Origin of the sequence: Aquaspirillum sp. LM1 (assembly GCF_002002905.1) — a bacterium.
In the GTDB taxonomy this organism is placed as follows: domain Bacteria; phylum Pseudomonadota; class Gammaproteobacteria; order Burkholderiales; family Aquaspirillaceae; genus Rivihabitans.
Genome location: NZ_CP019509.1, coordinates 1,719,229 through 1,732,898, shown reverse-complemented (window position 1 = coordinate 1,732,898; position 13,670 = coordinate 1,719,229). Strand labels below are relative to the sequence as shown.

The following is a 13,670-nucleotide window of genomic DNA, read 5'->3' as shown; positions in this document are numbered from 1 at the left end:
CACCCAGCGGCGACCGCGAAACCTGAATCACCGACATACCACACTTTTTATCTGGAGCTCCCCTGACCATGAACCTGCGCTTTGATGACGCCTTTGCCACCTCCGCCACCGCCACCCCCAATGGATTGACCGCCCACGGCACAGGCCGGGTGAACGCCGTGGACAAACGCATCATCAACGGCCAGACCGACGTCAACCAGCTGGTGCCGTTCAAATACAAATGGGCCTGGGAAAAATACCTGGCCACCTGCGCCAACCACTGGATGCCGCAGGAAGTGAATATGCAGCGCGACATCGAACTGTGGAAAAGCCCCAACGGCCTGACCGACGACGAACGCCGGCTGGTCAAGCGCAACCTGGGCTTTTTTGTCACCGCCGACAGCCTGGCCGCCAACAATATCGTGCTGGGCACCTACCGCCAGATCACCGCGCCGGAATGCCGCCAGTTTCTGCTGCGCCAGGCATTTGAAGAAGCCATCCACACCCACGCCTACCAATATATTGTGGAAAGCCTGGGCCTGGATGAAGGCGAAGTGTTCAATGCTTACCACGAAGTGCAGTCGATCCGTGATAAAGATGAATTTCTCATTCCGTTTATCGACGCACTGACCAACCCGGAATTCAAAACCGGCACGCTGGAAACCGACCAGCAGCTGCTGAAATCGCTGATCGTGTTTGCCTGCATCATGGAAGGCCTGTTTTTCTACGTCGGCTTTGTGCAAATCCTCGCCCTGGGCCGTCAGAACAAGATGACCGGTGCCGCCGAGCAGTACCAGTACATCCTGCGCGACGAATCCATGCACTGCAATTTTGGCATCGACCTGATCAACACCATCAAGCTGGAAAACCCGCAACTGTGGACCGAAGCCTTCAAGGCCGAAATCACCGAGCTGTTCCGCCACGCCGTTGACCTGGAATACGCCTACGCCGAAGACACCATGCCACGCGGCGTGCTGGGCCTGAATGCGCCGATGTTCAAGGAATACCTGCGCTTTATCTGCAACCGCCGCATGACCCAGATCGGGCTGAACGAGCTGTTCCCAGGAGAAAATAACCCGTTCCCGTGGATGAGCGAGATGATCGATTTGAAGAAAGAGAAGAATTTCTTTGAAACGCGGGTGACGGAATATCAGAGCGGTGGGGCGTTGAGCTGGGATTGATAACCGGCCATGTGCCAGCCTGCCAAGGGTTGGCGCACGCTACAGCAGTCTTGCGCTAGTAGCCAGTCACGTTGAAACACGATGGCTCACGTTCCACGACGAACCACTCGCCGCGCCCCACCGCGTCATTCCCGCGCAGGCGGGAATCCAGGCGTGTCCACAGCGCACAGCGGGGTGAGCGCTCATCAGCGCTACCTGCGCCATGCCCACCGCGCACACTGTGGTGCGGTCTGGGTTCCCGCCTGCGCGGGAACGACACGTCAGATGAAACTCATGCCGAAAACGGTCGAGTCGCCTGTCAGTCGATTCAGATCATGGTGACTGGCTACTAGGGATACGCTGAAAAAATCGTCATTCCCGCGAAGGCGGGAATCCAGGGTGTTGATTTTTATGGATTTTGCTTTTGACAAGCACAATTTTTCTGAAGTAATCTGCGCGTCCCTCGAAGAATTTGCTGCCAGATTTATTGCCGGGGCCAATTTGCCGACAGGCAGTGAATTGGATTGTAAGATAAAAGCCATCCTTGCCTGCTCGTGAACCAGTGCCATGAGCCGTGCGCCCATTATTTTACCAACCAGCACACCGCGCATGGCAACCGCCATCACCGACCCGCGCGGTAACCCGGTAAAATACAGCCCGATTGGGCGGCGGTGCATGGGCCACGCCATGCCCTCCGCCCGTCCCGACAATCGATCAAATCCCCCTAGCCAGACAGCATGCCATGGCGTATCATAGCCCCAACTTTTTCCCCCGCTGGAGAGACATCTCCCCGGCTGGCGGAAAAAGTTGGGAACACCCCTTGCAAGATACTGATTTTGCAAGAGAAAAACAGGGGGGTGCTCTCAAGTAGTTTCCCTGATCTCTAAGGGATTAAGACTTTTCTTCAACGATTGTATTCGGAGAGTTTCCTCTCAAGTAGTTTCCCTGATCTCTAAGGGATTAAGACGCGCTGAAGTTGATGCTGAACGCCCGGCCAAACTCAAGTAGTTTCCCTGACCTCAAAGAGATTCAAACCCAAATAAAAAAGCCGACGCTTCCGCATCGGCTTTTTTTATGTACCTTTTCCAATATTACCGTAACGCCCCATTACTCCTGATAATACCCACCGCCATACCCCGATATGCTAATCCCCGCCCGCACCAGCCCGTAGCACAGCCACACCAGTGCGCGTTGCGGCAGCGGGGCTTGTGCCAGGCGCTGCCGATCCACCTGGCGGCTGTGGCGTTCGATCTTGTCCAGCATATGCCGGCGCAGCGGTTTGGCAAAATCCGGGTGCTTGATTTGCAGATTGGCTTCACGCGCCAGCAGCAGGCTGAATGGGTCGATATTGGACGAGCCCACCATGGCCCAATGGCGGTCGATCACTGCCACTTTGGCGTGCATATAGCCGGCCTGGTATTCGTACAGCTCGATGCCGCTAGTGAGAAAATCCTGGTACAGCATGCGGGTGGCGTAATGCAGGATGGCGTGGTCCACCTTGCCTTGCAGCAGGATTTTCACTTTTACCCCCCGGCGGGCGGCGTCGCACAGTGCGTGGCGCAGGCGCAGGCCGGGCAGAAAGTAGGCGTTGGCAATCAGGATTTCCTGCTGGGCGCGGTGAATCTGGCGCAAATAGCTTTGCTCGATCGACAACCGGTGGCGGGTGTTGTCGCGTACCACCAGCCGGGCCGAGTACATGCCGGCGGGGCGGGTGTCGGGGCGCAGCTCGCTGTTGGTGCCGGGCAGCAGCCGGGCCAGTGGGCCATGGGTGGTGCGCAGCCACAGCTGGCGCATGGTGTGGTAGATGTCGGCCACCACCGGGCCGCATACACGCACGGCGTAGTCGTAGCGCGGGGCGTCGTTGGGGCCGGCGTTGTCGCGGTCGTCGTGCAGGTTGATGCCGCCGACAAAGGCGGTGTGGGCATCGATCACCGCCAGTTTGCGGTGCAGGCGGCGCAGGCGGCTGCGGCGTGGCCACCAGCGCATGACTTCCGGACGAAAAAACTGCAGATGCACCCCGGCGTGGCGCAGACGCGCCTGCCAGTCGAGGGGGAAACTGGCGCTGCCAAAGCCGTCCAGCAATAGGTTGACTTCCACCCCGCGCCCGGCGGCGGCCATCAGCGCCTGGGCAATGCGCTGGCCGGTGGCGTCGATGCGAAAAATATAGGTTTCCAGGTGGATTTGCCGCTGGGCGGCGTGGATGCAGGCCAGCAGCGCCGGAAAAAATTCTGCGCCGTCGCACAGCAGGGTCACCGCATTGTGGCGCAGCAGACGGCCCATCGTCTTCAGTGCTCCGGCAGCAGGGTGGCGGTCAGCGGCAGGTGGTCGGACAACTGCGCCCACGGCGCGCCGTGGTGGACTTCGGCACGCTGCACGCGCACGCCGCGCACATAAATCCGGTCGAGGGTCAGCAGCGGCAGCCGTGCCGGGTAGCTGCGCGCGTGGGCACCGTGCAGGCTGTGGAACACTTCGATCAGCCCCAGCTCGCTGGCCAGCAGCTGGTTGGCCTGGGCACGCCAGTCGTTAAAGTCGCCGGCCAGAATCAGCGCATTGCCGGCGGGTACGGCGTGGTTGATATAGTCGCGCAGGGCGAGAAACTGTTTTTTGCGGTCGCGCGCCAGCAGGTTGAGGTGAACGCACAGCGCGGTCAGCGGCATGGCCCAGCCGGGCGGGGTGAGGTCGCAGTGCAGCACGCCCCGGCATTCAAAGCGGTTGACCGAAATATCCCGGTTGCACCATTGCGCCACCGGAATGCGCGACAGGATGGCATTGCCGTGATGGCCGTGTTCGTAGGTGCAGTTCAGCCCGTAGGTGGCCTTGGCCTGCAACTGGCGGGCCAGGTAATGGTGCTGGCTTTCGGCGGGCCAGTTGGCAAAGCGCTGGGCGTGGGCGCTGTGGCGGCCTTGCACTTCCTGCAGGAACACCACGTCCGCCGACAGGGTTTTCAGGCTGCGGGCAATGTCGGGCAGGCGCAGGCGGGTGTTGAGCGGGCTCAAGCCCTTGTGCATGTTATAGGTGGCAATGTGCAGGGCGTGGGCGGTCATCAGGCGGGCTGGGGGCGAAGCCGGGCCAGGCGCTCGGGCAGGCAGCGGATGGCATCGGCGTTGGAAGGAGAAAACACCTTGGCGGCGGCATCCTGCCAGGGCAGCCAGCAGTAACGCAGATGCTCGCTCTCGGCCAGACGCACCGGCTGCGCGGTGGGCAGCAGCAGGCTGAGCACGTGCTCGGTGTTGTGGGTGACGCCATCCGGGTAGCGGTGCCGCCATTTGGGGTAGATTTCGTAGCGGTTTTGCTGCTGCCAGTCGCATAGCGGGTGCTGGCGGGTGTCCAGGCCGGTTTCTTCCAGCACTTCGCGCTGGGCGGTTTGCAGCGGGGTTTCCTCGCCTTCGCGGCTGCCGGTGACCGACTGCCACGAGCCAGGATAGTCGGCGCGTTCCAGCAGCAGTACGTTCAGGTCGGCGGTGTGAATCACCACCAGTACGGAAACAGGTTGTTTGTTGCCCATGGCTTAGGGCTCCTGCTGCAGGCGCGACAGCCGCCCGGCCAGTTCCACGGCGGATTTGACCGCCATTTTGTCCAGCACGCGGGCGCGGTGGACTTCTACCGTCTTGATGCTGATGTCCAGCGCTTCGGCAATCTGCTTGTTCAGCTTGCCTTCCAGAATCAGCGCCATCACTTCGCGTTCGCGCTCGGTAAGCTGGCGCAGCTGCGCCTGCAGGTGGCTGCGGCTGGCCAGGCTGTCGCGGGCGGCGGCATCGCGCGCCAGCGCGGCTTCCACCCGCTCGATCAGGATGGCGTCGTCGAAGGGTTTTTCCAAAAAATCCGCCGCGCCCATTTTCAGCGCGGCCACCGCCAGCGGCACGTCGGCGTGACCGGTCAAAAAGATGGCCGGCGGGCAGTAGGGGTGGGCGGCGCGCAGTTGTTCAAACAGCACCAGGCCGGTGAGCGGGGCCATGCGCACATCCAGCACCAGGCAGCCCATGCGCTCCAGGTCGAAAGCCGCCAGCAATGCTTCGCCAGAGGCAAAACACTCGGTGTGCAGCCCTTTCGAGCTGAACAGCCAGGACAGGGCGTCACGCACTGCCTCGTCATCGTCCACAATCACCACACTGCGCGGGTTCATGGCTGGGGCGCTCCTGGCTCGGGCGGGACATGGCCGGCCCCGGCCTGTGAGGGGTTGAGAATGCGCACTTCACGCTGCGGAAACGGCATGGCAATGCCGGCTGCGGCAAAGCGGTGCCAGATTTCCAGATTGACTGCCGAACGCAGGCTGAGCAGGCCGTTTTCCGGGTCGGCGCACCAGACGCCCAGCTCCAGATTGATGCCGTTTTCGGCAAACGCCGCCACAAACGCCGCCGGGGCCGGGGTAGCCTGCACCCGTGGCACGGCGGCGGCGGCGTCGCGCAGCACCTGCAAGGCCTGCTCCAGGTCGCTGCCGTAGGCCACCTGCACCGGAATCGACAGCCAGATCGACGAATCGGTATACGACTGGTTCACCACGGTGTTGGCAATCAGCGTGTCGTTAGGTACCAGCGCTTCCGAGCCATCGGCGGCCTTGAGCACGGTATAGCGGGCGGTAATCTGGCTGATGTAGCCCACCCGGTTTTCGATGCTGACCCGGTCGCCAATGCGAATCGAGCGTTCCAGCAAAATAATAAAGCCGGAGACGTAATTGCTGGCAATTTTTTGCAGGCCAAAACCCAGGCCCACGCCCAGCGCGCCGCCAAATACTGACAACACCGTCAGGTCGATGCCCACCACCGGCAGGGCCACCAGCACGCCCACCACCACCAGCAGGGTGCGCGACAGGTTGACCAGCACAATGCGGAAGTTCATGTCCAGGTGATTGAAGCCCAGCACCCGGCGCTCGATCAGCCGCGACGCCCACATCGACAGCAGCACAATGCCAATCAGCCAGAAAATGCCATTGACCAGCATCCACACCGACAGCTTGGTTTTGCCCACATGGAAGGCAATCGAATCCATCCATTCCACCAGGAAGTCGTCAATGCCAAACCCCCAGCTGATATACCCAACCCACAAGCTCCACGCCACCAGTTGCTCGGTGCCGCGCTCCAGCTTGCCTGCCGGCAGCAGCTGCTTCACCCCGGCGGCCAGCAGCCGGGTGAGCGCCATCCAGCCCATGACGGCGGTTTGAATCAGCATCCAGCCGCTGGGCTCGCCCAGATGGCGATGCAGCAGGTGGGTCACGCCCAGCCCGGCGGCGGCCAGCAGCGGCCAGCTCAGCCGTTGCAGCACATAGGGAGCAAACTGCTCCAGCCGCTCCGGGTGCTGACGAAAATAGCGGCGAAACAGCAGCCGGGCCAGCCACCAGGCCAGCGCGCTGAGCGCCATGCCAAACGCCAGGTCGAGCTGGGCTTGCGGCTGCGCCAGCGAATCCAGCAATTGTTCAAAGCTCAGCTGGCGGGGATTCAGCGCACTCATGCCGTTTCATCCTGTTCAGTCAGCACCCCGGCGGTCAGGGTGAGCACACGCCCGGTTTGCCGGGCCATGTCGCGGTCGTGGGTGACAATCACCAGGCTGGTGTTCAGGCTGGCGTTCAGCTCCAGCATCAGTTCAAACACCCGCCGGGCAGTGGTGTGGTCAAGGTTGCCGGTGGGTTCGTCGGCCAGCACGCAGGCCGGCGAAGTGACCAGCGCCCGCGCCAGTGCGCAGCGCTGACGCTCGCCGCCAGACAATTCGCCCGGTTTATGCTGCAGGCGGGCTGCCAGGCCCACCCGCTCCAGCATGGCCCCGGCCTGTTCGCTGGCCTGTCTGGCGGGCAGGCGGCGGATCAGCAGCGGCATCATTACGTTTTCCAGCGCGGTGAATTCGGCCAGCAGGTGATGAAACTGGTAAACAAAGCCCAGCGCCTGATTGCGCAGCGCCCCGCGCGCCGCCTCGCCCAGCGCCGACAGCTGCTGGCCCTGCAGCCAGATTTCGCCGCTGCTGGGGGTATCCAGCCCGCCCAGCAGATGCAGCAGCGTGCTCTTGCCCGAGCCGGACGCGCCGATGATGGCCATCCGTTCGCCGGGCTGGATGTCCAGGTTTACGTCGGTCAGCACCGCCACCTTGAGCGGGCCTTCCTGATAGGTGCGGCTCAGATGGCGGGCCGACAATACCGGAGTGGGCTTATTCATGACGCAGCGCCTCCGCCGGCTGGGTACGTGCCGCCCGCCAGCTGGGATACAGGGTGGCCAGCAAGGCCAGCACCAGAGAAATCACCGTGATGGTCAGCACATCGGACAGCAGCACATCAGAAGGCAGTTTGTCGATCAGATACACCTCCGACGAAAAAATCTGCGCGCCAATCAGCCGCTCCAGCGCCGGCACCAGCGTGCCCAGGTTCAGCGCCACCAGCACGCCGCCCCCTACGCCACTGAGCGTGCCAATCAGCCCGGACAGCGCGCCCTGAATGACAAAAATCTGCATGATCGAGCGCGGCGTGGCCCCCAGCGTGCGCAGAATGGCAATATCGGCCTGCTTGTCGGTGACCGTCATGATCAGCGTGGACACCAGATTGAATGCCGCCACCGCCACAATCAGGGTGAGGATGATGAACATCATGCGTTTTTCGATTTGCACCGCCCGGAAATAATTGGCGTGCTGTTCAGTCCAGTCGCTCACGTACATGTCGTAGGTCAGCTTGGGCAGCAGCGCGCGCTTAACCTGCGGTGCCTGCATCAGGTCGGTCAGCTTCAGCCGCACGCCAGACACGGCGTCGTCCAGGCGGAACAGTGTTTGCGCGTCTTTCAGCTGAATCATCGCCAGCGAGGAATCGTATTCAAACATGTCTACCTTGAACACGCCCACCACGGTGAACTGCTTCAGCCTGGGCATCATCCCCGCCGGGGTGATCTGCCCCTGCGGGGTAATCAGCGTCACCTTGTCGCCCCGCCCCACGCCCAGCTGCCGCGCCAGCTCCACCCCCAGCACAATGCCGTAGCCGCCGGGTTGCAGGTCGGTCAGCTGGCCGGTAATCATCTGCCGGCCCACGTCTACCACGGTGTTTTCCTGCGCCGGCAGCACGCCGCGCACCAGCACGCCGCGCACATTGGCCCCGGCAGACAACAAACCCTGCGCCGACACAAACGGCGCACTGGCCAGCACGCGCGGATCCTGCCGCGCCACCGCCATGGCCCCGCGCCAGTCGGCCAGCCGGTTGTTCACCCCGGAGATTTCCAGGTGCGAGGCCACGCCAAGAATCCGCCCACGGATTTCCTTTTGAAAGCCGTTCATCACCGACAGCACAATAATCAGCGCGGCCACCCCAAGGGCAATGCCGACAATGGAAATCAGGGAAATGAACGAAATGAAACTGTTGCGCCGCTTGGCGCGCAGATAACGCAGCCCGATCAGGGTTTCGAATGAGGTCATAGCGCCTGTCGCCGCGTGAGCATCCGCCCACGGGCAGGTAAAGTTACCGGAAAACAGCCGGCCCTGCGCAGGCAGACCCTGGCGGCCAGCCCAGGGTTCCCGAGCACCGCAGCGGCCACTCAGGCCCCAGCATGCCTGAAACCACCGGGCAGCACATTGTAATTCAGCCAGGAAGGCGGGACAACGCGGGACAGAATGGCCGCTTGCCCACGCCCGCCTTGCCGCTGGCTATCACCCCCCGTATCCTTGTGCCTCGCTGCCGGCGTCCGATGCGGGCAGCCAGAATGATGGAAGCCAAGATGAAAAACCTCGCCGATATCCGTAAAGACTACGCCAGCCAGACCCTCGACCCGGACGACTGCCTGGCGCACCCGGTGGATCAGTTCACCCGCTGGCTGGACGACGCCATTGCCGCCGAAGTGCCCGAGCCCACCGCCATGCTGGTGTCCACCGTGTCACCCGAGGGGCGGCCTGCCGCACGGGTGGTGCTGCTCAAGGGGGTAGACAACCAGCAGCTGGTGTTTTACACCAATTATCACAGCCGCAAGGGCCGCCATCTGGGCAGCACGCCATACATTGCCCTGACGTTTTTCTGGCCAGAGCTGGAACGTCAGGTCAATATCGAAGGGACAGTCAGCCGGGTGGATGAGGCCACGTCAGACCATTACTTTGCCAGCCGCCCATATAAAAGCCGGGTGGGGGCGTGGGCATCGGAGCAAAGCCAGCCCATCAGCGGCAAGGGGGTCATCATGGCGCGCTTTGCCCAGTTTGCCGCGCAATACCTGATTGACGTGCCGCGCCCGCCACACTGGGGCGGCTTTGCCGTCACCCCAGACCGGATGGAGTTCTGGCAGGGCCGGCCCAGCCGCCTGCACGACCGTGTGCTGTATCTGCCCGATGGTCAGGGCGGATGGGGCAAACAGCGCCTGGCCCCCTGACCCCCCCTCGCACAAGATGACTGCCGCCATGTTTTCTCCCAACCTTGCCGAACCCGACCCACCCCTGCCGATTGTTTATCAGGACGCGCATCTGGTGGCAGTGCATAAGCCATCCGGCCTGCTGGTACACCGTTCGATGATTGACCGCCATGAAACCCGGTTTGCCGTGCAGACCGTGCGCAACCAGCTGGGCCGGCATGTGTACGCGGTGCATCGGCTGGACAAGGGCACGTCGGGTATTTTGCTGTTTGGCCTGACACCAGAAGCCGGGCGGGCGCTGTCGCAGGCGTTTGAACACCAGCAGGTGGACAAGCGCTATCTGGCCGTGGTGCGCGGCTGGCCGGCAGAGTCCGGCGACATTGACCACCCACTCACCCGGCAGGACGACGACGGCAAACCCGCCCGCGATGCCCCCGCCCCGGCACAGCAGGCCTTGACCCACTACCAGCGGCTGGCCACGGTCACGCTGCCGGTGGCAATTGACCGCTATCCCACCAGCCGCTATGCGCTGGTGGCGCTGCAGCCGCACACGGGCCGCCGCCATCAGCTGCGCCGCCATCTCAAGCATATCAGCCACCCGATCATCGGCGACGCCACCCACGGCAAAGGCCGGCATAACCGCTGGTTTGCCGAGACGTTTGGCGTATCCCGCCTGCTGCTGGCCTGCACCGCGCTAACCGTGCCCCACCCGGTCAGCGGCGCGCCGCTGGCGCTGCATTGCCCACCCAGCGCAGATTTCATGCAGGTGCTGGCTGGCCTGGGCTGGCAGGAGATGGCCTTGCCTTGACCCGGTGCGCGTAGGAATCCCCCGCCTTCAAGCGGGGGAGGGCGGGAGAGGATGTCGGCCAGCGGTGATGCAATTGCCCTGCATCACCGCGCTGCCAGCCCCTGTCACACACAAGTTATGCGAAATTCATGAGAAAATGGCCCATTCCCACGCCACCCGGAGCCCACCATGCCGCGTCTGCTGATTTCTTACCGCCGCGCCGACCCGTTCAGCGTGCAGCTGGCCGACGTCATCGACCAGCAATGGAGCGCCCAGCATGGGCCGGGTTCGGTGTTTCTTGATGTGCGCGCCTGTCAGCCCGGCCTGCCGTTTGACCAGCAAATTGACCAGGCGCTGAACCAGGTGGACGCCGTGCTGGCGTTGATTGGCCCTGGCTGGGGCGAGGAATTAGACCGCCGCGCCAATCAAGCGGACGGCGAGCTGGACTGGGTGCGCCACGAGCTGACGCACGCCCTGCGCCGCGTGTATCTGCCAGTCGTGCCGGTGCGGCTGCCGGGGGCCGCCGAGCTAGGCAGCCACCCGCTGCCCGCCGACATCGCCGCGCTATCGCGCCGGCAAGGCGTGCAGCTGGCCAAGCCAACACAAGACGCCCTGTGCGCCGAAGTGGCCGAGCTGCTGCGCCACCTGCATGGGGTGATCGCCAACCAGGGGCCGTATCGCTTTGTCATTCAAAGCCATCCCCCCGAGCGCCACCCGGCCGACGCGGCGCTCCCCCAGGTGTGCGTGCTGGATCGACACGCCGCCCCGGCCAACGCCCGGCCCGGCTGGTGGCCCACCCTGCGCCACTTTATCCGCCACACCGTGCTGCCCGCCGTGCCGCCTGGCTCGCCCCATCCGCTGCGCCTGCGGCTGGATGCCGGCTACGCCATCGGCTTTGCCGCCGGTGCCCTGCTGCACGGGCAAGCCGGCGTCGCCATCGAGCTGGAACAACGCCCGGCCAACGGCCCGGAAAGCGCCTGGCCCATCCAGCTCACCACACTGCCCGCCGACACCCCGCGCCTGCAATACAGCGACACCCCGCGCCAGCCCACCGCCCCGCACTGGGCGGTGGCGCTGTCGGTCTCCCACCGCATCGACGCCAGCGTGCGCCAGCACCTGGACACCACCCCCACGCCGCCGATCAGCCGGCTGATTCACGCCCACCTGCCCGAGCCTTCCCCCATCGCCGTACAACACGGCCCCCACGCCAGCGCCCTGGCCTGGCAACTGGCCAGCGAACTGCACCAACGCGCCAGCGCCGCCACCCCACGCCCCCACCTGCACCTTTTCATCGCCGCCCCCATCACCCTGGCCTTCTGCCTGGGCCAACACCTGCGCCGCCTGCTGCTGGGCGTGACCATTTATGAATACCAGCCACACGCCACCCCAGCGCATTACCTGCCCACGCTGGAACTGCACGCCGAAGATATCGACGACCGTGGCTGATCAACTGGGGCAACAGGCAACAAAACCGGCCAGCGCCAATTTTTTGCTAGGCAAACAGCATGGCCAGCGCTATCATGAGGGCGCTTTTTGCCTGGTCTGGAGAGACATCTCGCCGGAGTGGGCGAAAAGTTGGGAACGCCCCTTGCAAGGCTTTGATTTTGTGAGGGAAAAACAGGGGGTGCTCTCTAGTGGTTTCCCTGATCTCTAAGGGATTAAGACGCAACGCCTGAGCTGTTGCACTCCGGGCATTTTTCTCTAGTGGTTTCCCTGATCTCTAAGGGATTAAGACTCATTATGCTGACATTTATAAATTACTCTTAGACTCTAGTGGTTTCCCTGATCTCTAAGGGATTAAGACTTCAGTTGGTTCTGTGCCCGTACAAAATCGTTTCTCTAGTGGTTTCCCTGATCTCTAAGGGATTAAGACGTTTTTAACGCTACCTTTAGTCTCTCGTTGCCCTCTAGTGGTTTCCCTGATCTCTAAGGGATTAAGACAGTAAATGAATTTACATCAAAGCAAATGATGCCCTCTAGTGGTTTCCCTGATCTCTAAGGGATTAAGACGTTGAAACGTCCGCCTTAATGCGCTCGACGATCTCTAGTGGTTTCCCTGATCTCTAAGGGATTAAGACCCAGAAGCAATCAGGTCATACGAAAAACCATGGCTCTAGGGATACGCTGAAAAAATCGTCATTCCCGCGAAGGCGGGAATCCAGGGTGTTGATTTTGCTGGGTTTTGTTTTTGGCAAAAACGGTTTTTCTGAATAAATCAGCGCGTCCCTAGTGGTTTCCCTGATCTCTAAGGGATTAGTCCTTTCAACCAGGCCCGCTCACCACCGCCTGGTTTTTCCTTGCCCATATAAACCTGTTTACATAAAAAATCCGCTAACACGCCACGCCAATCACATCCAGACCCTCTTCCACCGCCATCCCGATCGCCTTCCCTCTCGTCCGCTTATCACCGTCTACCCGCCACAGTTTCTTTTGCTGGCCGCTTGTCATGCCAACACCATCAATGTACGATGCATAAGCAGCCCTCCTCTCCCGCACGCCACGAGGCGTGCAGACACATCAACCAGGTAAAAACCGATGCGCTTCTTACCCAGCGCCGCCCCAGCAGAAACCGGCTTACACTGTTTGCCGGTGCAGTTGGGTTGCGTGTCCGACAGCTTGCGGCTGGATGACTTTGCCGGCCCGCTGTGGCGCAGTGGCTTTGGGGTGGCGCTCAAGCGCCAGTTGCCGGCCTTGTTTGATTTGCTGTTTGCCGAGCAGGCGCGTCTGGGGCGTTTGTATGCGCTGCACACGCCAACAGCGCCCGTGTTGCCGGGGCAGCCGTTTGCGCTGGGCTTTACCCTGTTTGGCCCGGCCAGCGCCCACGCCCAGCTGTGCGTGCAGGCGTTTGCCGCGCTGGGCGCGCTGGGGCTGGGCCAGGGGCGCGGCTTGTTTCGGGTGGAAAGCGCCAGCGTGGCCGGCGCGCCTGCGCCGTTCTGGCAAGCCAGCCATGGGCTGACCGCCTGGCCGCAGACGCTGCCGGCGGCGCACTGGCTTAGCCGCCGCCGCCCGGCGCGCGGCCTGCGTCTGCATTTGCGCAGCCCGCTGCGCATCAAAGATAACAATCAACTGTGCCTGTCGTTGAACGCCCCTCAGCTGGTGCGCCGCCTGCACACCCGGCTGGGCCAGCTGTGCGATGCGGCAGGCGAGCCTTTTCCGCTGAGCGAAGCCGAGCTGGCCGCCCAGCGCCAGGCCGCCGACGCACTGCAACTGGGCCAGGCGCAGCTTAGCTGGCGCAACATCGCCCGCCGCTCTTCGCGCAGCCAGCAGCATATGGTGTTTGGCGGCCTCACCGGCCTGCTGGAGCTGCACGGCGAGCTTGCCCCGCTCAGCGGCCTGCTGGCGCTGGGCGAGGTGCTGCAACTGGGCGGCAAAACCACCTTTGGCTTTGGCTGCCTGCACGCCGAATGGCTGGATTGATTTTTTTCAACCGGAATTCCTGTTATTTCAAAG

At 62.6% G+C, this 13,670-nt stretch carries 13 protein-coding genes and 1 CRISPR repeat array; of the genes, 5 read left to right on the top strand and 8 right to left on the bottom strand.

From position 1 onward, the window contains the following. Positions 1-68: 68 nt before the first annotated feature. Positions 69-1,160, top strand: coding sequence for a ribonucleotide-diphosphate reductase subunit beta (locus tag BXU06_RS07415; RefSeq protein ID WP_077298269.1), 1,092 nt, complete (start codon positions 69-71; stop codon positions 1,158-1,160). Positions 1,161-1,420: 260 nt separating this feature from the next. On the opposite strand, the gene BXU06_RS07410 is transcribed toward BXU06_RS07415, so the two are convergent. The 8 genes from BXU06_RS07410 to BXU06_RS07375 form a co-directional block, all read right to left on the bottom strand. Beyond that, complete coding sequence (locus BXU06_RS07410; protein ID WP_077298267.1) at positions 1,421-1,816, bottom strand: hypothetical protein; 396 nt, start codon at positions 1,814-1,816, stop codon at positions 1,421-1,423. 430 nt (positions 1,817-2,246) lie between these two features. After that, entirely contained in the window at positions 2,247-3,419 is a 1,173-nt protein-coding gene (gene clsB, locus BXU06_RS07405) for a cardiolipin synthase ClsB (RefSeq protein WP_077298265.1), read from the bottom strand. A 5-nt stretch (positions 3,420-3,424) separates the two neighbouring features. Beyond that, positions 3,425-4,183: an endonuclease/exonuclease/phosphatase family protein gene (locus BXU06_RS07400; protein ID WP_077298263.1), complete on the bottom strand. Its 759-nt coding sequence runs from the start codon at positions 4,181-4,183 to the stop codon at positions 3,425-3,427. Then, positions 4,183-4,644: a dihydroneopterin triphosphate diphosphatase gene (nudB, locus tag BXU06_RS07395; protein ID WP_077298261.1), complete on the bottom strand. Its 462-nt coding sequence runs from the start codon at positions 4,642-4,644 to the stop codon at positions 4,183-4,185. Before nudB ends, BXU06_RS07400 begins: the two co-directional genes overlap by 1 nt. A gap of 3 nt (positions 4,645-4,647) precedes the next feature. After that, positions 4,648-5,262, bottom strand: a complete 615-nt coding sequence (locus BXU06_RS07390) for a response regulator transcription factor (RefSeq protein WP_077298259.1) — start codon at positions 5,260-5,262, stop codon at positions 4,648-4,650. Further along, a complete protein-coding gene (locus BXU06_RS07385) occupies positions 5,259-6,584 on the bottom strand; it encodes a mechanosensitive ion channel family protein (RefSeq protein WP_077298257.1) in 1,326 nt (441 codons plus the stop codon). The genes BXU06_RS07390 and BXU06_RS07385 overlap by 4 nt, the downstream gene beginning before the upstream one ends. After that, complete coding sequence (lolD, locus tag BXU06_RS07380; protein ID WP_077298255.1) at positions 6,581-7,279, bottom strand: lipoprotein-releasing ABC transporter ATP-binding protein LolD; 699 nt, start codon at positions 7,277-7,279, stop codon at positions 6,581-6,583. The genes BXU06_RS07385 and lolD overlap by 4 nt, the downstream gene beginning before the upstream one ends. Then, positions 7,272-8,516, bottom strand: a complete 1,245-nt coding sequence (locus BXU06_RS07375) for a lipoprotein-releasing ABC transporter permease subunit (RefSeq protein ID WP_077298253.1) — start codon at positions 8,514-8,516, stop codon at positions 7,272-7,274. The genes lolD and BXU06_RS07375 overlap by 8 nt, the downstream gene beginning before the upstream one ends. A gap of 299 nt (positions 8,517-8,815) precedes the next feature. Here BXU06_RS07375 and pdxH point away from each other — a divergent pair, with 299 nt between their 5' ends. The 4 genes from pdxH (at position 8,816) to cas6 (ending at position 13,637) form a co-directional block, all read left to right on the top strand. Continuing rightward, positions 8,816-9,454 carry a pyridoxamine 5'-phosphate oxidase gene (gene pdxH, locus BXU06_RS07370; RefSeq protein WP_077302736.1) on the top strand — a complete coding sequence of 213 codons (639 nt, stop codon included), beginning with the start codon at positions 8,816-8,818 and terminating at the stop codon, positions 9,452-9,454. A gap of 28 nt (positions 9,455-9,482) precedes the next feature. Continuing rightward, on the top strand, positions 9,483-10,241 hold the full coding sequence (locus BXU06_RS07365) for a pseudouridine synthase (RefSeq protein WP_077298251.1): 759 nt from the start codon (positions 9,483-9,485) through the stop codon (positions 10,239-10,241). A gap of 168 nt (positions 10,242-10,409) precedes the next feature. Beyond that, the gene (locus BXU06_RS07360) at positions 10,410-11,666 is read left to right on the top strand and encodes an SAVED domain-containing protein (protein ID WP_077298249.1); all 1,257 of its coding nucleotides are present in this window, start codon (positions 10,410-10,412) and stop codon (positions 11,664-11,666) included. A gap of 183 nt (positions 11,667-11,849) precedes the next feature. After that, positions 11,850-12,298: direct repeats of the CRISPR family, unit length 36 nt; unit sequence CTCTAGTGGTTTCCCTGATCTCTAAGGGATTAAGAC. 457 nt (positions 12,299-12,755) lie between these two features. After that, positions 12,756-13,637 carry a CRISPR system precrRNA processing endoribonuclease RAMP protein Cas6 gene (gene cas6 / locus BXU06_RS07355; protein WP_077298247.1) on the top strand — a complete coding sequence of 294 codons (882 nt, stop codon included), beginning with the start codon at positions 12,756-12,758 and terminating at the stop codon, positions 13,635-13,637. The last annotated feature ends 33 nt before the right edge of the window (positions 13,638-13,670 follow it).

Coding starts and splice junctions, on each gene's coding strand:
- BXU06_RS07415 (WP_077298269.1), top strand. CDS start 69: ATGAACCTGCGCTTTGATGACGCCTTTGCCACCTCCGCCACCGCCACC.
- BXU06_RS07410 (WP_077298267.1), bottom strand. CDS start 1,816: ATGCACCGCCGCCCAATCGGGCTGTATTTTACCGGGTTACCGCGCGGG.
- clsB (WP_077298265.1), bottom strand. CDS start 3,419: ATGGGCCGTCTGCTGCGCCACAATGCGGTGACCCTGCTGTGCGACGGC.
- BXU06_RS07400 (WP_077298263.1), bottom strand. CDS start 4,183: ATGACCGCCCACGCCCTGCACATTGCCACCTATAACATGCACAAGGGC.
- nudB (WP_077298261.1), bottom strand. CDS start 4,644: ATGGGCAACAAACAACCTGTTTCCGTACTGGTGGTGATTCACACCGCC.
- BXU06_RS07390 (WP_077298259.1), bottom strand. CDS start 5,262: ATGAACCCGCGCAGTGTGGTGATTGTGGACGATGACGAGGCAGTGCGT.
- BXU06_RS07385 (WP_077298257.1), bottom strand. CDS start 6,584: ATGAGTGCGCTGAATCCCCGCCAGCTGAGCTTTGAACAATTGCTGGAT.
- lolD (WP_077298255.1), bottom strand. CDS start 7,279: ATGAATAAGCCCACTCCGGTATTGTCGGCCCGCCATCTGAGCCGCACC.
- BXU06_RS07375 (WP_077298253.1), bottom strand. CDS start 8,516: ATGACCTCATTCGAAACCCTGATCGGGCTGCGTTATCTGCGCGCCAAG.
- pdxH (WP_077302736.1), top strand. CDS start 8,816: ATGAAAAACCTCGCCGATATCCGTAAAGACTACGCCAGCCAGACCCTC.
- BXU06_RS07365 (WP_077298251.1), top strand. CDS start 9,483: ATGTTTTCTCCCAACCTTGCCGAACCCGACCCACCCCTGCCGATTGTT.
- BXU06_RS07360 (WP_077298249.1), top strand. CDS start 10,410: ATGCCGCGTCTGCTGATTTCTTACCGCCGCGCCGACCCGTTCAGCGTG.
- cas6 (WP_077298247.1), top strand. CDS start 12,756: ATGCGCTTCTTACCCAGCGCCGCCCCAGCAGAAACCGGCTTACACTGT.